The organism is Pseudomonas sp. Nvir (genome assembly GCF_963778085.1).
Taxonomy (GTDB): Bacteria; Pseudomonadota; Gammaproteobacteria; order Pseudomonadales; family Pseudomonadaceae; genus Aquipseudomonas; species Aquipseudomonas juntendi.
The window spans coordinates 2,669,108-2,690,078 of the sequence record NZ_OY970405.1; the positions used below are offsets into that span (position 1 = coordinate 2,669,108).

Genomic DNA, 20,971 nt, shown 5'->3' on the forward strand with positions numbered 1-20,971 from the left:
CTCATGTTCGAAGCTGCGCGTTGGGGTGACGAGATTGAACACACCGGTGCCCTGGCTGGTTTTCTTGCTGGGGCGGTGATTGGGTTGGCAATTGCCGCTGCAGGCGCTTTCTTTATCTGCACCGGTGGATTGGGTGGGTTCCTGCTGGCCATGATCGTTGGTCTGGGAGCAAGCGCCGTACCGATGATCGGCGAAAAGATAGGGTCATCATTCAAATCGCCAGCGGGGCAGATCGAGTTCGACGGTTGCTCTCCCAATGTATTCATCAACAAACGCAACGCTGCCCATGCCGAGCAGAGTATCGCCAAGTGTGACAAGCATCCGGCGACCGTGCTGGTAGCGGAAGGCTCGTCCAATGTGTTCATCAATGGTGTAGCTGCTGCGCGCAAGGGTGACGCGCTCACCTGCGGGGCGAAGATTGCCGGCGGGTCTAACAATGTGTTCATAGGTGGTGGCACTACACGCTACCTGCCTGTTGACGAAGAAGTGCCCGAATGGTTGCGCGTTACGGTGGACGTTTTGATGATCGTCGCATCCATGGGCAGAAACGTCGTTGCGGTTTACCGCCTGGGCCTGCAAGCGGGCCTCAAGGCAGCCGGCCCCTGTGCGCTGCAGACAGGCTTGACCATTGCAGCGAGCTACCTCGCAGGGCGCTTCATCATCGGCCCTGCGGTGGAGCGGGCTATCGGTGGCTTCACAGGCAACCCGGTCGACATGACCAACGGCCGCAAGCTTCTGGCCAATGAAACGGACTTCGTGTTGCCAGGCTTGATGCCTATTGAATGGTCTCGTTTCTATGCCAGTGACCTCACCGTGGAAAGTGCCCTGGGGCAGGGCTGGATTTTGCCCTGGGAACAAAGCCTGCGTCGTGGCGGCGGGTTCGTCTATCTGACCGACAACCAAGGTCGCAGTGTTCCGTTCATTGACCTGGAGCCAGGCGAGAGCATCTATAACCCCCATGAGCGTATTCATCTCGTGCGCTCCCAGGGCGGGCACTATCTTCTGCAAACGCTCGATAACGTATTTTTCTATTTTGGCGAGGTGCCAAATGATAATTCGCGCGCGCCTTTGCAGCGCCTGGAAAATGCGCTCGGGCATTATCTGCATTTCACCTACAGTGCCGATGGCCGCCTGACGGATATCACCGCACCAGGGGCGGTGCGTGTCCACCTGCACTACGACAACCCACTGGGCCGCCTGACCGATGTGAAGCGCGTGGTCGGTGATAGCGCCGTTGAAACGCTGGTGCGTTACCGTTACGACGACAATGGCCAGCTTACCGAAGTGATCAATCGCAACGGCGATTCGGTACGCCAGTTCGGCTACGCTGAAAAACTCATGACGCGGCACAGTAACGCTCTGGGCCTGATCTGCGAATACCGCTGGGAGACTCACGACGGCAAACCGCGCGTCGTCGAGCACTGGACCAGCGACGGCGAGCATTATCACTTCCGATACGACTTCGCCCAGCGGACCAGCTGGGCGACCGATGTGCTGGGCCGTGAACTGGAAATCCGTTACAACGAGGATAATCGCGTCATCGGCAGCCGTGACTTCGGCGGTGAATGCTATGGCATGGACTTCGACACCTCCGGCAATCTGGTCGGCATCAAGCTGCCTGATGGCAATCGCCTCGCCCTGAAGTACGACGAATTCTCCCGGCTGATCGAGGAAACCGACCCGCTGGGTCGCAAGATCAGCTACAAGCACTACCGCACCACGCCACTCATCACCGAAACCCGCTTCCCCGACGGCAGCGTCTGGCAGGCGCGTTACGACGAAAAAGGCAACCTGGTTGCCGAGATTGACCCGCTGGGTAACAAGACCCGGTATCTCAACAGCGATGACGGCCTGCCGCACACGATCATCGATGCCAACTTCAAGTCCAAGTATCTGTGGTGGAATGCCTACGCGCAGGTCGAGCGCTTCGAGGACTGTTCGGGCAAAAGCACCTACTACCGCTACGACGAACGCCAGCACCTGGTTGCCGTTACCGATGCGTTGAACCAGACCACTACGCTGGAACGCAAGCCCGATGGTGAAGTGCTTCGTATCAATCATCCGGACGGCACTGCGGAAACCTTTACCTACAATACTCTTGGCCAGGTGCTGAAGCACACCGATGGAAAAGGCCAGACAACCTACCTGCAACGCACCTCGCGCGGCCTGCCCAGCAGTCGCCAGGATGCCAAGGGCGAGTGGATCCGCTACGAGTATGACAAGGCCCTGCGCCTGACCGCACTGGTCAACGAGAACGGCGCGGCCTACCGCTTTGCCTATGACGCGTCGGACCGCCTGAGCGAAGAGGTGCGGGTGGACAACTTGACCCGGCGCTTCAGTTACGACGCCGGTGGTCATCTGGTGCGCCTGGACGAAATTGGCTATGGCGAAAGCGGCGAACGTCCGGAGCGCCATACGCTGTTCGAGCGTGACGCCATTGGCCGCTTGATGGCCAAGGTCAATCGCGATGCACGGCAAGATTTCGAGTATGACGAGGCTGACCGGTTACTGAGCATTCAGCGCCACCCAACAAGCGCGGGTAAGCAGCTGGGCATCACCGATGAAAAGCTAGGTTACATCTACGACCTGCTGGGGCGACTGACCCAGGAACTGACCCCAAGTGGGGCACTGGACTATGAATACGACCCACTTAGCAACCTGACCACGCTGACCCTGCCGGATGGCCGCAAGCTCAATCATCTGTATTACGGCAGTGGGCACCTGCACCAACTGAACCTGGATGGCCAGGTGATCAGCGACATGGAGCGCGATGACCTGCACCGCGAGGTGTACCGCACCCAGGGCAAGCTCACCAGTTGCTTCGGTTATGACGCCATGGGGCGCAAGGCCTGGCAGTTTGCGTCGACCTTGCCAGCGGACAAGCTCTCGCAAGTGCATAACACCGGCATTAACACCTCGTTGCTGGTCGAGCATGCCTACAACCCGATTCACCGCCGTTACCAGTACGACCCGGCGGGGGAGTTGGTGCGCACGTTGGACAAACTGCGTGGTGAGATCAAGTACGAGTACGAAGCCAACGGCCAGTTGCGCAGCCGTGATACCGGCTCGCTGGTGGGCAGCGAAGAGTTTCGTTATGACCCGGCAGCCAACCGGTTGGACTTCAATGCGCGGCAGTTTGCCAAGGTCAAGGACAACCGCATCAAACAGTGGCGGGATCAGGAGTACCGCTACGACCCGTGGGGCAACCTGATCGAGAAGCGCTCGGGGCATAGCAAGCTGCAAAGCTTCAGCTACGACTGCGAGAACCGGCTGGTGCGGGCGGAGACGTTGGTCAATGGCAAGCTGGCAAGCCGAGGCGAGTACCGTTACGACAGCCTTGGGCGGCGGGTGGCCAAGCGGGCTGAAATCAACGGCGAGGTCGAACAGAAGCGCTTTCTGTGGCAAGGCTTGCGCATGCTGCGGGAGGAAACGCCTGGGCAGAACATCCTGTACCTGTACGAGCCGGGTAGCTATGCGCCGTTGGCGCGGGTTGATCAGGTTGAAGGGGAGGAGCAGAAGGTTTACTACTTCCATACGGATCAGATTGGGACGCCGTTGGAGCTGACGGACAACGAGGGCAAGATTGTTTGGCAGGCGACGTATCGGTCTTGGGGCACGATAGAAGCTTTGTCGATCAAAGAGGTCGATCAGAATCTGAGGTACCCAGGGCAATACAGCGATGATGAAACCTCACTGCATTATAATACCTTCCGCTACTATGATCCTGAGGTGGCACGATTTACCACTCAGGATCCGATTGGGCTACAGGGCGGTTTCAATCTTTACAGTTATGCTCCTAACTCCACCGGATGGCTTGATCCTCTAGGGTGGTGTGTCAACACCAATGTGACAAGAGGGGCAGCAGGTCAACCCTTGAGGGCTACTGCTACTATCACGAAGAATGACCTGAAAACAGGTACAGCTACCAATCAGTCCTCAAGGGCTTGGGCCCGTATGCTGGGCAATCAGGATGATGACGCTGGACATATAATTGGCAAGCTTCTTGGCGGTTCGGGGGGGAAGGATGGAGTGTTCCCTCAGCTTTCTAAAGTCAACCGTGGTTTGTTTAGGGACTTTGAAAAACAAATCGCAAAAGATGTCTTCGATAATGGGCCTGTTGATGTCGAGCTCGTATTCAAGTACGGCGCCGGCGGTACAAGGCCAACAAAGGTAATTTATAATGTATTCAGGAATGGGGACCTTGTAGATGGAAAAATATTCAGCAACTGATCTGGGTGAGGAGTTTGGCAAGGCGCTGAAGGAATTTATGCATGAAATGTATAATTGGGAGATGACATACTATCAAAAAAGCATTGATGCCTTTGATAGTGACTTGTCGGAAACGGATCTTGAAGAAGCCATGCGTAAAGATCTTTTGAAGATTTTTCGACAATATGTACTTAAAGGTGGAAGGAATTATGATAGGGTAGAAAATTTGATTTGCGGTAGGCATCCTGAGTATGATGAGGCAAATGATCAAGTGGAAGTCATTAATAACGATGGAAAAAAAGTTTCTGTTGTGATAAATAAAGTGAAGGGCTTAGCTGCTGTGTTTCGACTGAACTTTGTTTTAAGCGATGGTGTGTATATGGTTTCAGGTCGGGATTTGCAGCATGGAAAAAAGTGGCAGGAGACTTATGTCTGACGCGTGATTGAAGGCTCGGTGTCATTTCAAAGAGGCTTGGTTTTACTAGTGTTCTTTAATAAATAGTCTTTAGAGGCGATTGCCAACTTTTCAATCGTCTCATTTTTCAAATTTTTTATACATTGATCTATTCGCCTTCAAGTTTTCGTCGGTTTAAGCTTTACGATAGCAAAACCTGACATTTAAGTAAGACCAATTCTCTCGGCTGATCGAGAAACCGACCCGCTGAGCCGCAAGATCGCCTACGAACACCACCATGGCGGTCACCTGATTCGCCTGGACGAAATTGGCTATGGCGAAAGCGGCGAACGTCCGGAGCGCCATACGCTGTTCGAGCGTGACGCCATTGGCCGCTTGATGGCCAAGGTCAATCGCGATGCACGGCAAGATTTCGAGTATGACGAGGCTGACCGGTTACTGAGCATTCAGCGCCACCCAACAAGCGCGGGTAAGCAGCTGGGCATCACCGATGAAAAGCTAGGTTACATCTACGACCTGCTGGGGCGACTGACCCAGGAACTGACCCCAAGTGGGGCACTGGACTATGAATACGACCCACTTAGCAACCTAACTACGCTGACCCTGCCGGATGGCCGCAAGCTCAATCATCTGTATTACGGCAGTGGGCACCTGCACCAACTGAACCTGGATGGCCAGGTGATCAGCGACATGGAGCGCGATGATTTGCACCGCGAGGTGTACCGGACCCAGGGCAAGCTCACCAGTTGCTTTGGCTATGACGCCATGGGGCGCAAGGCCTGGCAGTTTGCGTCGACCTTGCCAGCGGACAAGCTCTCGCAAGTGCATAACACCGGCATTAACACCTCTTTGCTAGTCGAGCACGCCTACAACCCGATCCACCGCCGTTACCAGTACGACCCGGCCGGTGAACTGGTACGTACCCTCGACAAGCTACGCGGTGAGATCAAGTACGAATACGAAGCCAACGGCCAGTTGCGCAGTCGTGATATTGGCTCCTTGATCGGCAGCGAGGAATTCCGCTACGACCCGGCAGCCAACCGGTTGGACTTCAATGCGCGGCAGTTCGACAAGGTCAAGGACAACCGGATCAAACAGTGGCGGGATCAGGAGTACCGCTACGACCCGTGGGGCAACCTGATCGAGAAGCGCTCGGGGCACAGCAAGCTGCAGCACTTCAGCTATGACTGCGAGAACCGGCTGGTGCGGGCGAAGACGTTGGTCAATGGCAAGCTGGAAAGCCAAGGCGAGTACCGGTACGACAGCTTGGGGAGGCGAATAGCCAAACAGGCGGGAATGAATGGCGAGGTAGAGCAGAAGCGCTTCCTCTGGCAAGGCTTGCGGATGCTGCGGGAGGAAACGCCTGGGCACAGCATCTTGTACCTGTACGAGCCGGGTAGCTATGCGCCGTTGGCGCGGGTTGATCAGGTTGAAGGGAAAGGGCAGAAGGTCTATTACTTCCATACTGACCAGATTGGCACGCCGCTGGAGCTTACGAACAGCGATGGCGCAGTCGTTTGGCAAGCTACGTACCGCTCGTGGGGCATGCTAGAGCAGCTAGATATTAGTGAAGTCGAGCAGAACCTTCGATTTCAAGGGCAATACTTCGACGTTGAGAGTGAGCTGCATTATAATACCTTCCGTTATTATGCGTCGGATATTGGGCGCTTTATAACTCAAGATCCATTGGGTTTAGGTGGCGGTGTAAATCTTTACCAATATGCGCCTAATGCCACTGCATGGATTGATCCTTGGGGGCTATCTTTCAAGAGTGTGAATTTTGAGGGTTCGCCTGAGTTGTTCCCCGTAACCGGCAACCAAAAAAATATCGTATCTATTCAAATGCAAGGGTCTCGAGGTCGAGACTTTACTGAAGCTTACAAGCAAGCTGGTTTGTCGAAGGCTCAGGTCAAATCGATTGGTAAATATACTTGGCATCATTTGGATGATTTCGATCCTGTAACTGGTAAGGGAACAATGCAGTTAGTAACTCAGGCCGCGCACGAGGCTTCGTTGCCCCATACAGGGTCGGTGGCACAATTCGAGAAGCATTTCGGTTTGCCTTCTGGATCTTACGGGACACCTGAAGCTGTAGCTATCTCGCAGGACAAGGGGTGGCTGAAAGGGCGCCCACAAAAAATAACGTCTACAACTTGTTGAGGACTATATGGTGGATGATTTTAAACTCTTCAATTCTGATGTCGCTATTTCAGTGCTTGATATTGATGCACTTGAGTCTGAAATCGGTATGAGATTCCCTGCGGAATTTAGGGCGCTATACCTGAGCTTCAATGGGGGTGAGCCTAATCGGGCATTTTGGGCGGAAGACGAAAATTATGAGCCGATTAGAGTTGAAGATTTTAAGAGTATTGCTAGTGATGGCGCTGTAGACAAGGATGAGACTAAGTACATAGGTGGTTGTTTCAGGTTGATGGTGAGCAGGAATGTCTTGCCAGCACACTTGGTGCCATTTGCCGTAGATGAGGCGGGTAACTTTATTTGCCTTGATAAAAATGAGGGCAAGGTAATTTATTTTGCGGTGGACATTTTTCAGCCCGATATTGATATGCATCTAAATCACATCAATGCTCAACGGGTTCTTTCGCTTTCATTCCATGAGTTCATTGGGTCCTTGATTCATGAGGATCAAGTTGATCAGTGAGTGTGTGAGGTGTTGCCCTGAAGGCTGAAAGCTTTTACTGGCTTTAGCGCTTTAGCGTGAATGTCAGTGAATGTCAGTGAATGTCAGTGAATGCTGGCTTTAATTCAACCTTCGGCGCTATACTTTCTAAGTGGATTTAGTTTGGCTGGGATCTTTAATAACTTAACGTCGGAGGGCTGAGGCGTTAGCCTCAGTCATTCCAGTAAACGAGTCACACTGAATAGAACGTCCTGCAGCAGTCAGGCGAGATTGCTCTTTTAGCCGATAATTCGACAACTAGGCCGTTGAAACGCTCACACAGTACCGCTACGACGAACACGGCCAGCTGAGCGCGGTGATCAACCGCAACGGCGACACCGTTCGCAACTTCAGCTACGCCGACGGCCTGATGGTGACCCACAGCAACGCGCTGGGGCTGGGCTGCCACTACCGTTGGCAAACCCTGGGCGACAAGCCGCGCGTGGTTGAACACTGGACCAGCGACGGCGAGCATTACCACTTCCGCTACGACCTCGACAGCCGAACCAGCTGGGCCACCGACGTGCTCGGCCGTGAGCTGCAAGTGCAGTACAACGCCGACCACCGCGTGGTCGCCAGCCGCGACTACGGTGGCGAACGTTACGCCATCGAGCTGGACGAGCACGGCAACATGGTCGGCCTGGGCCTGCCAGACGGCAACCGGCTCGCCTTCAAGTACGATGAATACGCCCGCCTGCTGGAAGAAACCGATCCACTGGGGCGCAAGATCCAGTACGAGTACCACCACCTGACCACGCTGGTGACCAAAGTCAGCTACCCGGATGGCAGCACCTGGCAGGCGCGCTACGACGACAAGGGCAACCTGCTCGCCGAAATCGATGCCCTCGGCCAGATGACCGAGTACCTGAACAGCGATGACGGCCTGCCGCACACCATCATCGACGCGACCTACAAGTCCAAGTACCTGTGGTGGAACACCCTGGCCCAGGTCGAGCGTTATCAGGACTGCTCGGGCAAGAGCACGTACTACCGCTATGACGAGCGCCAGCACCTCGTTGCGGTAACGGACGCGCTGAACCAGACCACTACACTGGAGCGCAAGCCCGACGGCGAAGTGCTGCGCATCAGCCACCCGGACGGCACCACGGAAAGCTTCACCTACAACGTCTACGGCCAGGTACTCAGCCACACCGACGGCAAGGGCCAGACCACCCGCCTGATACGCACGGCCCGCGGCCTGCCGAGCAGCCGCCAGGATGCCAAGGGCCAGCGGGTTCGCTACGCGTACGACAAGGCCATTCGCCTGACCGCGCTGGTCAACGAAAACAACGCTACGTACAGCTTTGGCTACGACGCTTCGGACCGGCTGAGCGAAGAAGTGCGGGTAGATAACCTGACCCGACGTTTCAGCTACAACGTCGGTGGCCATCTCACACGACTGGATGAGATTGGCTATGGCGAGAATGCCGAACGGCCAGAGCGCCATACGCTGTTCGAGCGTGATGCCATTGGTCGCCTGATCGCCAAACTGAATAGCGACGCACAACAGCGATTCACCTATGACGACGGTGACCGCTTGCTGAGCATCGAGCGGCAACCAACCGGGATCGGCAAGCAGCTTGGGATCACGGAAGAAAAGCTTGAGTACGCCTACGATCTGCTAGGCCGGCTAACGAAAGAAATCACCCCCGATGGGACGCTAGCCTACGAGTACGACCCGCTCAGCAACCTGACCACGCTGACCCTGCCGGATGGGCGTAAGGTCAATCACCTGTATTACGGCAGTGGCCACCTGCACCAGCTGAACCTGGATGGTCAGGTGATCAGCGACATGGAGCGCGATGATTTGCACCGCGAGGTGTACCGGACCCAGGGCAAGCTCACCAGTTGCTTTGGCTATGACGCCATGGGGCGCAAGGCCTGGCAGTTTGCGTCGACCTTGCCAGCGGACAAGCTCTCGCAAGTGCATAACACCGGCATTAACACCTCGTTGCTGGTCGAGCATGCCTACAACCCGATTCACCGCCGTTACCAGTACGACCCGGCGGGGGAGTTGGTGCGCACGTTGGACAAACTGCGTGGTGAGATCAAGTACGAGTACGAAGCCAACGGCCAGTTGCGCAGCCGTGATACCGGCTCGCTGGTGGGCAGCGAAGAGTTTCGTTATAACTCGGCAGCCAACCGGCTGGACTTCAATGCGCGGCAGTTTGCCAAGGTCAAGGACAACCGCATCAAACAGTGGCGGGATCAGGAGTACCGCTACGACCCGTGGGGCAACCTGATCGAGAAGCGCTCGGGGCACAGCAAGCTGCAGAGCTTCAGCTACGACTGCGAGAACCGGCTGGTGCGGGCGGAGACGTTGGTCAATGGCAAGCTGGCAAGCCGAGGCGAGTACCGTTACGACAGCTTGGGGAGGCGAATAGCCAAGCAGGCTGAAATCAATGGCGAGGTCGAGCAGAAGCGCTTCCTCTGGCAGGGGCTGAGGATGCTGCGTGAGGAGACACCTACGCAGAGCATCTTGTACCTGTACGAGCCGGGTAGCTATGCGCCGTTGGCACGGGTTGATCAGGTTGAAGGGGAAGGGCAGAAGGTCTATTACTTCCATACGGATCAGATTGGTGCGCCGTTGGAGTTGACGGACAGTGACGGCAAGATCGTTTGGCAGGCCACGTATCGTTCTTGGGGGGCGATTGAGAATCTGGCCGTCAATCAGGTCGAGCAGAATCTGCGCTTCCCAGGTCAGTATTTCGATTCTGAAGCTGGGCTGCATTACAATACGTTCCGTTTCTACGATGCTGAGCTCGGACGGTTTCTGTCCCAGGATCCTATCGGGCTTGCAGGTGGAGTTAATGTCTATTTATATGCTGAAAATCCTGTTCAGCAAATCGACCCGCTGGGGTGGTGTTCGACGAAGCTGGGTAATAGCATGGGTGCCAAAAAAGGCGATGGGATGGCGAACCATCACCTCATTCCTGAGGAAGTGCTCAACAGCCCGCAGTTTGCCAGAATGTTTGATAAACTTAAGACAATGGGCTTCAACGGGGATGGGGCGCCGAACGGAATATTTTTACCTGGCAGCCAAACACTAACGCAGAGAATTAATTTGCCAGGGCATTGGTCAAATCACGCCAAGTATACTGCTATAATTGAGGGAAAAGTATCTAAACTGAATTCCTACTTCGAGGCGGGAGCTATTACCGATACCCAGTTAGCTTTGGGTATTGGAAAGATTCAAAGATTCGCTAGAGAGGGTCTTGAAGCGAATAAATTTATTGTGGACGCAGTTACAGGGAGATTGCTATGAGTCTCAAGGTCAAAAAGTATTACGAAATGCAGTACAACTCTAAAGGTTATGGATGTCCAGATAATTTGACTGGTTTTTTTAATTGCGATAGATTTGAGTGGTCACCTTATGAGAGCTATCCTGAGAAGCTAGAGATAAAAAAACATTATCGCCTCGCTCTTTCAGACTCAAGTATTAATATTGAGCTTTTGGACTTCGATTTTTATCAGATTAGCGTAACGTACGTTTCGCGAAAGTTTTTAGAGGTTTGTGATTCTTTAAAAGCCAAGTATAGGGCTGTACCGCTTGAGATATCACTGGGGAATAGAGTCAGGAAAGATGATTTTTTTATTTTCTTGCCCGGAGAAAGCTTGGCGGCTCTAGATAAAGCTTCATCAGTCTATGAGGCTGCAAAAGACCTAAAAACCGGAGATGTCATTGCTAATCGACTCTATCCCGGCGAGGTTGCTATCGAAAAAATAGAATCATTTGTGGTTTCGTCAGAGATAGAAAGTGATATATTCCGCTGCCAGGAAACACTTCAGCTTTTTTGCAGTGATAAATTTAAACAAGCTTCGCAGGATCTGAAAGGGATCTCATTCGTCGCGATAGATAAAAATTACAGGTATGATCCGTGGTCAGATTTTGAGGATTTGTAGGTAGATGGCTTCGAGCACGATTAGTATATTGGTTGCCTAAATTTCCAAGTTGATATTAACCTGGTTGGCTACAAGAATCCTTAAACATTTGGTCTTTAACAACTTATCGCGGGGCTCGTTTTTTCTCAGCTGCCTTCCGTTTGTGTTCTGGCTCCCGAGATATAGGGTTTTTCGCGATAACTCGCTCCATACTTGGTTCTGGCTAGAACACAAGCCGGACGGCCAAGTACTGCGTACCAACCACCCGGACGGCACTGCAGAAAGCTTTAGCCATGCACCGTTGGCGCGGGTAGATCAGGTTGCAGGGTAGGGGCAGAAGGTCTATTACTTCCATACTGACCAGACTGGCACGCCGTTGGAGTTGACGGACAGTGACGGTAAGATCGTTTGGCAGGCGACGTATCTTTCTTGGGAGGCTGTGGAACACCTAGCTGTTAGGGAGGGTAAGCAGAACCTGCGGTTCCAGGGGCAGTATTTTGATGTTGAAACGGCACTGCATTAAAGCATTTTCCGATACTATGATCCTTAGGTAGGGCGACTTATAACTCAGGATCCAATCGGTTTGGATGGTGGGTTTAATCTTTATCGTTACGTCCCAAATCCCACTAGTTGGGTCGATCCGTGGGGGTGGGTTTGTAATAAGCCAGGGGGTATAAAGCCGGTGATGTGGATGCCCACGGTAACCTATCACCTCAGACTAATAGAGCTATTGGTAATAGAAATATAGCGGTTAATGATTTTGTGCAGTCTCACCACTTTATTCAGCATGAGTGGGCTAAGCTAAACGTAAAAGGCTATAAGAGAAATAGCGCGCCAGCGATTTTGCTAAAAAGCAGCTCAGGTGAGTCTCATGCTATGATTTCTGCGATGCAGCGGGTGAGGCGTAGGGTGTCTGGATTCGGTGGGACGATCCGCGATGAATTTAATGTTGCATACAAAGAAATGATTGATGCTGGTGTTAGTCCGGACGCGGCAAGGCGAGCTGCAAATAAGTCATATAAATACTATGAAGCGTTAGGAGCCTTTGATTGATGGTTATTTGCACTGAGCAGCACGAAGCGGCAATTGATGCCTCAATTGAGGATGTTTGCAAGAAACTTGGTATCTCTGATGCTTCATGGATTGTTAGTCTTTGGAAAAGAACTGATGGTGCGCTTCTAAATGATCAAGTTCTGATTTATTCGGTTGGAGATATTGAGGAGCGTAATCAGACGTTTGAGGTATATAAAAACTTCAAAGGAATGATTGCTATTGGAGATGACTCTGGTGGCCGATTGATATTGATCAAAAAAAATGGAGATAAAGGGTTTATTCTGTCGGGCTCAGCTAATGTATCGTTGGATTATTCAGATCGATACCAGTCTCTAGAAGAGCTGTTAAGATCTTTGATGGATGATCAGGATGATGCTGGATTAGGGCTCGGGGATATCCTTACTAAAGGAGGCTGCAAGCCAAGCTTAGAAGAAATTGTCAGTTTAAAAAAAATGCTGGGAGTAGGTTTGTCGGTGGTGCAGTTAAAGGCTTTGCTAGGTGAGTCGGGGCATGTCCTTCTAAAGTCTGTTTATGCGCAAAAATATAGCGATGCACTAGTAAGATTTTCCCATATTATCGAGTTTAAGTAATGTTTTTGATTTGTTTTGGTTCTTTAATAATGCTTTTTTATTTTGTTGCCTGGCCGTGGTTTGCTGAGTTTACTGACTAACAGTGTTAGAGTATAGGTTCCTGATCAACACGCACTTACAGCACCCAAGTAGCTGCTAAGATGCTGGTAGAGAGTGGAACCGCTACGAGTATGACAAGGCCCTGCGCCTGACCGCACTGGTCAACGAGAACGGCGCGGCCTACCGCTTTGCCTATGACGCGTCGGACCGCCTGAGCGAAGAGGTGCGGGTGGACAACCTGACCCGGCGCTTCAGTTACGACGCCGGTGGTCATCTGGTGCGCCTGGACGAAATTGGCTATGGCGAAAGCGGCGAACGTCCGGAGCGCCATACGCTGTTCGAGCGTGACGCCATTGGCCGCTTGATGGCCAAGGTCAATCGCGATGTACGGCAAGATTTCGAGTATGACGAGGCTGACCGGTTACTGAGCATTCAGCGCCACCCAACAAGCGCGGGTAAGCAGCTGGGCATCACCGATGAAAAGCTAGGTTACATCTACGACCTGCTGGGGCGACTGACCCAGGAACTGACCCCAAGTGGGGCACTGGACTATGAATACGACCCACTTAGCAACCTGACCACGCTGACCCTGCCGGATGGCCGCAAGCTCAATCATCTGTATTACGGCAGTGGGCACCTGCACCAACTGAACCTGGATGGCCAGGTGATCAGCGACATGGAGCGCGATGATTTGCACCGCGAGGTGTACCGCACCCAGGGCAAGCTCACCAGTTGCTTCGGTTATGACGCCATGGGGCGCAAGGCCTGGCAGTTTGCGTCGACCTTGCCAGCGGACAAGCTCTCGCAAGTGCATAACACCGGCATTAACACCTCGTTGCTGGTCGAGCATGCCTACAACCCGATTCACCGCCGTTACCAGTACGACCCGGCGGGGGAGTTGGTGCGCACGTTGGACAAACTGCGTGGTGAGATCAAGTACGAGTACGAAGCCAACGGCCAGTTGCGCAGCCGTGATACCGGCTCGCTGGTGGGGAGCGAAGAGTTTCGTTATGACCCGGCAGCCAACCGGTTGGACTTCAATGCGCGGCAGTTTGCCAAGGTCAAGGACAACCGCATCAAACAGTGGCGGGATCAGGAGTACCGCTACGACCCGTGGGGCAACCTGATCGAGAAGCGCTCGGGGCATAGCAAGCTGCAAAGCTTCAGCTACGACTGCGAGAACCGGCTGGTGCGGGCGGAGACGTTGGTCAATGGCAAGCTGGTAAGCCGAGGCGAGTACCGTTACGACAGCCTTGGGCGGCGGGTGGCCAAGCGGACTGAAATCAACGGCGAGGTCGAACAGAAGCGCTTTCTGTGGCAAGGCTTGCGGATGCTGCGGGAGGAAACGCCTGGGCACAGCATCTTGTATCTGTACGAGCCGGGTAGCTATGCGCCGTTGGCGCGGGTTGATCAGGTTGAAGGGGAAAGGCAGAAGGTCTATTACTTCCATACGGATCAGATTGGTACGCCGTTGGAGTTGACGGACAGTGATGGCAAGATCGTTTGGCAGGCGACGTATCGTTCATGGGGTGCGATAGAGAATCTGGTCGTCAATCAGGTCGAGCAGAATCTGCGCTTCCAGGGCCAGTATTTCGATTCTGCAACAGGGCTGCACTATAATACATTAAGGTTCTATGATGCAGAAGTAGGCAGGTTTATTTCTCATGATCCCATAAGTTTGCTGGGTGGGATTAATTTATATGCATTTGCACCTAACTCGACTGGGTGGATTGATCCGTGGGGACTAAGCTGCCGGACTGAGTATTTAGGAAGGACGCCGGGCAAATCCAGCAAAACTGGTCGAGAAGTTATTGAGGCCATGAGAAAAGAGGGGCGTATTCGAGGTCGCGGTAATGAAATGGAGTTTAAAAGTTCGACAGACAAGCAGTGGTACTCGGTTGCGGAAGCTGACATGGCGCACAAGTATGATGCGGTGACTTATTGGAATGATCGCGGAGGTTTCTTCGGTGCCAAGTCCAAAGAAGTTCGGAAATGGATGCTTGACTCTAAGAATTATGAGTTAGAGCACTTTTCATTCAATCGGTCGGCAGGTGCCAGGCTGAACCAGTTTTATAGGTCGCCAGATAATTTTATCGGGCCGCATGAATATTTTAGCTATTGAGGTGTGCATGAACGATTTGTCGGAAATTAATTTGCCGTTATCTCAAGAGATTGTCGCGATTGTAGAGGCGGGTAATTTATTGCATGAGGCTGGCGCCTATGAATCTGCGCTGGAGAAGTACGGCGAATCTTGGAATATGCTGCCTGAGCCTAAAGAACAGTGGGACCTTGCTCATTGGATTGCCAAGTGTTATTCCAGGCTTTACTTAGAGCTTGAGTGCTATGACGAAGCGAAAGTTTGGGCAGTTAGGGCAGTTCAAACAAAACCCCCTCGCGAGACGTCAAGTTTCATACTCCTTGGTGCATCTCATCTTGGTGCGAATGAAAAAGAATCGGCTTACAAGTTTTTTAAAAAGGCCTTTGAGCTTGGTAAGGGGAGAGCCTTTCAAGGGTTTGATAAAAAATATCTGGATTTTTTTACTGGCTATGAAGAAAAATGAAAGATTTGCCAGATCAGCTATATGACGAAATTCTTGCTCTAAGTGAGCAGGGTAACGAATTGATGGATAAAGGAGAGTACTTGAGGGCAGCTGAGGCTTATCGAGTTGCGTTGATAAAGTTGCCCGAGCCATATGTGCAGTGGGATGCGTTTGTTTGGCTTAAAGCCAGTGTTGGGGATGCAATTTTTCACTTGAAAAATTATGCTGATGCCGCGGAAGAATTTTTTGATGCCATGGGTGGTGCGGATGGTTCTCACAACAGTTTTGTACTCTTGCGGCTCGGTCAGTGCCTGTACGAACAAGCAGATCCGAAAGCGATGGATTATCTATGTAAAGCCTACTTTTTAGAAGGTGATGACGTTTTTAGGCATGAAGATAAGAAATACATTGGCGCGGTTAAATCAGTGTTGGGTAGTAGGGTTAATTGATAAGCTTCAGGTTTGTTATGGTCTAGTGTTAAAGACTGCACTCGAAATTAATTATGCTAACCCTCTTATTGGCTATTTAAGGGCCAGCGCATGTGACGACTTTCAACTTTTTGAAAAATTAGGACGTAAGTCAACCATTGGCAGTATGTCTATGCGTATCGGACCGCTTGAGTGAGGTAGCACGGGTCGACAACCTGATCCTGCGCTTCAGCTACCGCGCTGGCGGTCACCTGATTCGCCTCGACGAAATCGGCTATGGCGAAAGTGGTGAACGTCCCGAGCGCAGCACGCTGTTCGAGCGCGATGCCATTGGCCGTTTACTGGCCAAAGTCAACGGCGATGCACGACAAGACTTCGGTTACGACGACGCTGACCGGCTGTTGAGCATTCAGCGTCAACCTACACCTGCAGGCAGGCAGTTGGGTGTCACCGTCGAAAAGCTTGGCTACAGCTATGATCTTCTAGGGCGCCTGACACAGGAACTGACCCCGAGCGGTGCCTTGGGCTATGAGTACGATGTACTCAGCAACCTGACCACGCTGACGTTGCCAGATGGCCGCAAGGTCAACCACCTGTACTACGGCAGCGGCCATTTGCACCAGTTGAACCTGGACGGCCAGGTCATCAGTGACATGGAGCGCGATGACCTGCACCGCGAGGTGTACCGCACCCAGGGCAAGCTCACCAGTTGCTTCGGTTATGACACCATGGGGCGCAAGGCCTGGCAGTTTGCCTCGACCTTACCGGCCGACAAGCTCTCGCAGATGCATAACACCGGCATCAACACGTCGTTGCTGGTCGAGCATGCCTACAACCCGATCCACCGCCGTTACCAGTACGACCCTGCCGGTGAACTGGTGCGTACGCTGGACAAGCTACGCGGCGAGATCAAGTACGAGTATGAAGCCAATGGCCAGTTGCGCAGCCGTGATACTGGCTCGCTGATCGGGAGCGAGGAATTCCGCTACGACCCGGCAGCTAACCGGTTGGACTTCAATGCGCGGCAGTTTGCCAAGGTCAAGGACAACCGCATCAAACAGTGGCGGGATCAGGAGTACCGCTACGACCCGTGGGGCAACCTGATCGAGAAGCGCTCGGGGCATAGCAAGCTGCAAAGCTTCAGCTACGACTGCGAGAACCGGCTGGTGCGGGCGGAGACGTTGGTCAATGGCAAGCTGGCAAGCCGAGGCGAGTACCGTTACGACAGCCTTGGGCGGCGGGTGGCCAAGCGGGCTGAAATCAACGGCGAGGTCGAACAGAAGCGCTTTCTGTGGCAAGGCTTGCGGATGCTGCGGGAGGAAACGCCTGGGCAGAACATCCTGTACCTGTACGAGCCGGGTAGCTATGCGCCGTTGGCGCGGGTTGATCAAGCTGAAGGGGAAGCGCAGAAGCTTTATTACTTCCATACTGACCAGATTGGTACGCCGTTGGAATTGACGGACAGTGACGGCAAGATCGTTTGGCAGGCGACGTATCGTTCATGGGGTGCGATAGAGAATCTGGTCGTCAATCAGGTCGAGCAGAATCTGCGCTTCCCAGGTCAGTATTTCGATTCTGAAGCTGGGCTGCATTACAATACGTTCCGTTTCTATGATGCTGAGCTCGGACGGTTTCTGTCCCAGGATCCTATAGGGCTTGCAGGTGGAATTAATGTCTATTTATATGCTGAAAATCCTGTTCAGGAAATCGATCCGCTGGGGTGGTGTTCGACGAAGCTGGGTAATAGCATGGGTGCCAAAAAAGGCGATGGGATGGCGAACCATCACCTCATTCCGGAAGAGATCCTTAAGAAGCCGCGTTATGCAAAAATGTTTAACAGACTCCGATCAATGGGGTTCAACGATGACGGGGCATCCAATGGTATATTTTTGCCTGGCACTAAAGGTTTGACGCAAAAAATTGATCTTCCTGGGCATTGGTCTAGCCATTCTCGATATACTAAGGCGATAGAGACCAAAGTGTCAGCACTAAATGACGCACTCAGCGCTGGAAAAATTTCAGACACCCAGTTGGTGTTGGGTATTGGTAAGATTCAGAATTTCGCAAGAGAAAATCTAATGAATAATAATTTTGTAGTGGCCTCTGTTACTGGGAGGCTACTGTGAGTAGTATGAAATATTATGCTCTGCGCTATGACTCTCATGATGCGGGCTGTCCGACTGTATTGTCGGGTTTTTTTAATTGTGAAGAGTTTGAGTGGGGCGCTTTCGAGATTAACCCAATGGAGCTGGTGATAGAAAAGATGTATGCTCTGGAACTGACCAGTCTTGAAGTGCCACTCAATGATTTGGATTTCGACTTCTATGAGCTTGGCGACACTTACGTGTCGAAAAGATTCTTAGAAGTTTGCGATGGCGTGGGCGCAAAGTACAGGGCTATCCCACTCGAAATATCATATGGCGGGGCTTCGCGGAAGGATGAGTTTTATATATTTATTCCTGGTGAAAGTCTGGCGGCGCTAGATAAGAGCAAGTCGGTGTTTGAGGTCTCAAAAGACATGGTCACCGGTTTAGAGGTAGAAAGTCCGATTTATCCAGGTTCTGTGAGTATAGAGAGCATTTCGAGTTTCGTGATGACTCCGACATTGGAAGGTGATCTTTTTAGATGTAAGGAAACGTTGGAGTTGTTTTGCAGTGAGAGATTTAAAGCTGCCGCCAGTGGTTTGAAGGGTGTCAGGTTTGAAGCGGTTGATGAGAAATATACATATGATACGTGGGCTGAATTCAACGATATTTAAAGAGATTAAGTTGTTGGTGAGATAGGTGCGCATAAGGTTGTAAGCTGATCAATCGTACTCTTCAAGAGTATTCGGCGACGGCTCTCCGTGTCATGTGGCAGAGTCAGTACTGGTAAGCTACAGAGTTTGGAGACACGAAACCAAGCGCGTACCGATGTTCGCAGTTGGTGCATGAGTTACGGTTGGTCTCGACCTGTCCACGGCAATGATCTTCTAGGGCGCCTGACACAGGAACTGACCCCGAGCGGTGCCTTGGGCTATGAGTACGATGTACTCAGCAACTTGACCACGCTGACGTTGCCAGATGGCCGCAAGGTCAACCACCTGTACTACGGCAGCGGCCATTTGCACCAGTTGAACCTGGACGGCCAGGTCATCAGTGACATGGAGCGCGATGACCTGCACCGCGAGGTGTACCGCACCCAGGGCAAGCTCACCAGTTGCTTCGGTTATGACGCCATGGGGCGCAAGGCCTGGCAGTTTGCCTCGACCTTGCCGACCGACAAGCTCTCGCAGGTGCACAACACCGGCATTAACACCTCGTTGCTGGTCGAGCATGCCTACAACCCGATTCACCGCCGTTACCAGTACGACCCGGCGGGGGAGTTGGTGCGCACGTTGGACAAACTGCGTGGTGAGATCAAGTACGAGTACGAAGCCAACGGCCAGTTGCGCAGCCGTGATACCGGCTCGCTGGTGGGCAGCGAAGAGTTTCGTTATGACCCGGCAGCCAACCGGTTGGACTTCAATGCGCGGCAGTTTGCCAAGGTCAAGGACAACCGCATCAAACAGTGGCGGGATCAGGAGTACCGCTACGACCCGTGGGGCAACCTGATCGAGAAGCGCTCGGGGCATAGCAAGCTGCAAAGCTTCAGCTACGACTGCGAGAACCGGCTGGTGCGGGCAGAGACGTTGGTCAATGGCAAGCTGGCAAGCCGAGGCGAGTACCGTTACGACAGCCTTGGGCGGCGGGTGGCCAAGCGGGCTGAGATCAACGGCGAGGTCGAACAGAAGCGCTTTCTGTGGCAAGGCTTGCGGATGCTGCGGGAGGAAACGCCTGGGCAGAACATCCTGTACCTTTACGAGCCGGGTAGTTATGCGCCGTTGGCGCGGGTTGATCAGGCTGAAGGGCAAGCGCAGAAGCTTTATTACTTCCATACTGACCAGATTGGTACGCCGTTGGAGCTGACGGGCAGCGATGGCAAGATCGTTTGGCAGGCGACGTACCGTTCGTGGGGGGCGATTGAGGATCTGGCCGTCAAGCAGGTCGAGCAGAATCTGCGCTTTCAGGGGCAGTATTTCGATGACGAAACCGGCCTGCACTACAATACGTATCGTTTCTATGATCCCGAAATTGGTAGATTTATCGCTCAAGACCCGATCGGATTATTGGGGAGTTTCAACTTCTATGAGTACACACGTAACCCGGTTACCTGGACTGATGCTTGGGGGCTGTGTGCTGGAAAAGACTGGGGGGCTTACTACGCGAAGAAGACGGAAACACGTCCACCGGCGACAATGGAGCGACCACACGCTCACCATATAGTATTCAAAGGTGATTTTGCGCGATCTCCAGGCATGCAAAAAGCCCTAGAGCGTAGTAGGGCGGTGCTGGCTAAATACAAAATCGATCCTGGGCACGATACATCTGCCATGATGTGGGCAGAAAACCAAGGTCATACGATAGCGAACGCGAAGCTGGTTGCAGGCAAGCTTGAAGCGGCGGATAAAGCCATTATGGCTCAAGATTTACCCTTCAATAAGGAAGCTTTCGCCATGACGGGTGAGTTGCAAAAAATTGGTGCTGAAATTTTTGGTGGTTCCTAGGAGAGGATGATGGATTGGAAGAATTCTGAAGTTGAAGTTTCGTCCATTGTGAAGCAGGCAATTAAAGATTTGCATGATGCACGGCCAAGTGAGCATTTCTATACATTCGCCCTTTATACAGATACTAGCGCAATGACAGTTGCAATGGCAGCTAATTCTCTTGAGGCACTGGAGCTAAAGCTTCAGGATGAGGATGAAGAGGATCGCGATGAGTCTCGTAGTTACTATCAATGGGCTACCTCAGAGTGGGAATATGAAGCCTGGCGCGGCGATCTGTTTAAAGGGATATCCAAGGAGTTAAGGGAAGCATCTGGGCGCGATGAAATTGCGGCTTTCAGAGAGAATCTATATTTGTCCATGACGAACGTGTTGAAAGAGCTTGGTAAGGAGCGTTTTTTTGATCCGTTTGTCGTGCAAAATCCAACACTATTTGTCACTGTTACGGATGATGATACGGCTGAGGTTGTGGAGAATAATTCAGCAAAAGTCCTAAGTACGCCTGCCGCTTATGCGGAGTTTGTTAACAGGTATGAAAAGTGATGGTATGAGG

Annotated in this window: 10 protein-coding genes and 7 pseudogenes; all 17 read left to right on the forward strand. The window is 52.6% G+C overall.

What is annotated here, in order from left to right; translation table 11 throughout:
* Positions 1 to 3 precede the first annotated feature (3 nt).
* The 17 genes and pseudogenes from AACG97_RS12940 to AACG97_RS13010 all read left to right on the forward strand — a co-directional run bounded on the left by AACG97_RS12940 (position 4) and on the right by AACG97_RS13010 (position 20,961).
* A complete protein-coding gene (locus AACG97_RS12940; protein WP_225785565.1) occupies positions 4 to 4,230 on the forward strand; it encodes an RHS repeat-associated core domain-containing protein in 4,227 nt (1,408 codons plus the stop codon).
* Positions 4,208 to 4,645 (forward strand): NTF2 fold immunity protein, encoded by a 438-nt coding sequence (locus AACG97_RS12945; protein ID WP_197886707.1) that lies wholly within the window; start codon positions 4,208 to 4,210, stop codon positions 4,643 to 4,645. The genes AACG97_RS12940 and AACG97_RS12945 overlap by 23 nt, the downstream gene beginning before the upstream one ends.
* Before the next feature lie 255 nt (positions 4,646 to 4,900).
* A pseudogene (locus tag AACG97_RS12950) lies at positions 4,901 to 6,784 on the forward strand (RHS repeat-associated core domain-containing protein); the annotation flags it as partial.
* A 10-nt stretch (positions 6,785 to 6,794) separates the two neighbouring features.
* On the forward strand, positions 6,795 to 7,286 hold the full coding sequence (locus AACG97_RS12955) for an SMI1/KNR4 family protein (protein WP_225785563.1): 492 nt from the start codon (positions 6,795 to 6,797) through the stop codon (positions 7,284 to 7,286).
* Between the two features lie 280 nt (positions 7,287 to 7,566).
* Positions 7,567 to 10,167: pseudogene (locus tag AACG97_RS12960) on the forward strand (RHS repeat-associated core domain-containing protein); the annotation flags it as partial.
* 87 nt (positions 10,168 to 10,254) lie between these two features.
* Positions 10,255 to 10,569 (forward strand): annotated as a pseudogene (locus AACG97_RS28020) (AHH domain-containing protein); the annotation flags it as partial.
* A complete protein-coding gene (locus AACG97_RS12965; protein WP_225785561.1) occupies positions 10,566 to 11,207 on the forward strand; it encodes an imm11 family protein in 642 nt (213 codons plus the stop codon). The pseudogene AACG97_RS28020 and the gene AACG97_RS12965, both read left to right, overlap by 4 nt.
* Before the next feature lie 259 nt (positions 11,208 to 11,466).
* Positions 11,467 to 11,847, forward strand: a pseudogene (locus tag AACG97_RS28025) (RHS repeat-associated core domain-containing protein); the annotation flags it as partial.
* Positions 11,848 to 11,873: 26 nt separating this feature from the next.
* Positions 11,874 to 12,239, forward strand: a complete 366-nt coding sequence (locus AACG97_RS28030; RefSeq protein ID WP_366917372.1) for a hypothetical protein — start codon at positions 11,874 to 11,876, stop codon at positions 12,237 to 12,239.
* Positions 12,239 to 12,829: an SMI1/KNR4 family protein gene (locus AACG97_RS12975; protein ID WP_232554953.1), complete on the forward strand. Its 591-nt coding sequence runs from the start codon at positions 12,239 to 12,241 to the stop codon at positions 12,827 to 12,829. The genes AACG97_RS28030 and AACG97_RS12975 overlap by 1 nt, the downstream gene beginning before the upstream one ends.
* A 157-nt stretch (positions 12,830 to 12,986) precedes the next feature.
* A pseudogene (locus tag AACG97_RS12980) lies at positions 12,987 to 14,990 on the forward strand (RHS repeat-associated core domain-containing protein); the annotation flags it as partial.
* Between the two features lie 7 nt (positions 14,991 to 14,997).
* Positions 14,998 to 15,429: a hypothetical protein gene (locus AACG97_RS12985; RefSeq protein ID WP_009681917.1), complete on the forward strand. Its 432-nt coding sequence runs from the start codon at positions 14,998 to 15,000 to the stop codon at positions 15,427 to 15,429.
* A complete protein-coding gene (locus AACG97_RS12990) occupies positions 15,426 to 15,857 on the forward strand; it encodes a tetratricopeptide repeat protein (RefSeq protein WP_009681916.1) in 432 nt (143 codons plus the stop codon). Before AACG97_RS12985 ends, AACG97_RS12990 begins: the two co-directional genes overlap by 4 nt.
* Before the next feature lie 158 nt (positions 15,858 to 16,015).
* A pseudogene (locus AACG97_RS12995) lies at positions 16,016 to 17,962 on the forward strand (RHS repeat-associated core domain-containing protein); the annotation flags it as partial.
* Between the two features lie 5 nt (positions 17,963 to 17,967).
* Complete coding sequence (locus AACG97_RS13000; protein WP_225785872.1) at positions 17,968 to 18,594, forward strand: imm11 family protein; 627 nt, start codon at positions 17,968 to 17,970, stop codon at positions 18,592 to 18,594.
* 207 nt (positions 18,595 to 18,801) lie between these two features.
* Positions 18,802 to 20,421, forward strand: a pseudogene (locus tag AACG97_RS13005) (RHS repeat-associated core domain-containing protein); the annotation flags it as partial.
* Positions 20,422 to 20,430: 9 nt separating this feature from the next.
* Positions 20,431 to 20,961, forward strand: a complete 531-nt coding sequence (locus AACG97_RS13010) for a DUF4303 domain-containing protein (RefSeq protein ID WP_225785559.1) — start codon at positions 20,431 to 20,433, stop codon at positions 20,959 to 20,961.
* Positions 20,962 to 20,971: the final 10 nt, after the last annotated feature.

What these genes read in the sequence shown, in the direction of transcription:
- AACG97_RS12975 (WP_232554953.1), top strand. Translation starts at nt 12,239, where the DNA reads ATGGTTATTTGCACTGAGCAGCACGAAGCGGCAATTGATGCCTCAATT.
- AACG97_RS13010 (WP_225785559.1), top strand. Translation starts at nt 20,431, where the DNA reads ATGGATTGGAAGAATTCTGAAGTTGAAGTTTCGTCCATTGTGAAGCAG.
- AACG97_RS12990 (WP_009681916.1), top strand. Translation starts at nt 15,426, where the DNA reads ATGAAAGATTTGCCAGATCAGCTATATGACGAAATTCTTGCTCTAAGT.
- AACG97_RS13000 (WP_225785872.1), top strand. Translation starts at nt 17,968, where the DNA reads ATGAAATATTATGCTCTGCGCTATGACTCTCATGATGCGGGCTGTCCG.
- AACG97_RS12965 (WP_225785561.1), top strand. Translation starts at nt 10,566, where the DNA reads ATGAGTCTCAAGGTCAAAAAGTATTACGAAATGCAGTACAACTCTAAA.
- AACG97_RS12940 (WP_225785565.1), top strand. Translation starts at nt 4, where the DNA reads ATGTTCGAAGCTGCGCGTTGGGGTGACGAGATTGAACACACCGGTGCC.
- AACG97_RS12945 (WP_197886707.1), top strand. Translation starts at nt 4,208, where the DNA reads ATGGAAAAATATTCAGCAACTGATCTGGGTGAGGAGTTTGGCAAGGCG.
- AACG97_RS12985 (WP_009681917.1), top strand. Translation starts at nt 14,998, where the DNA reads ATGAACGATTTGTCGGAAATTAATTTGCCGTTATCTCAAGAGATTGTC.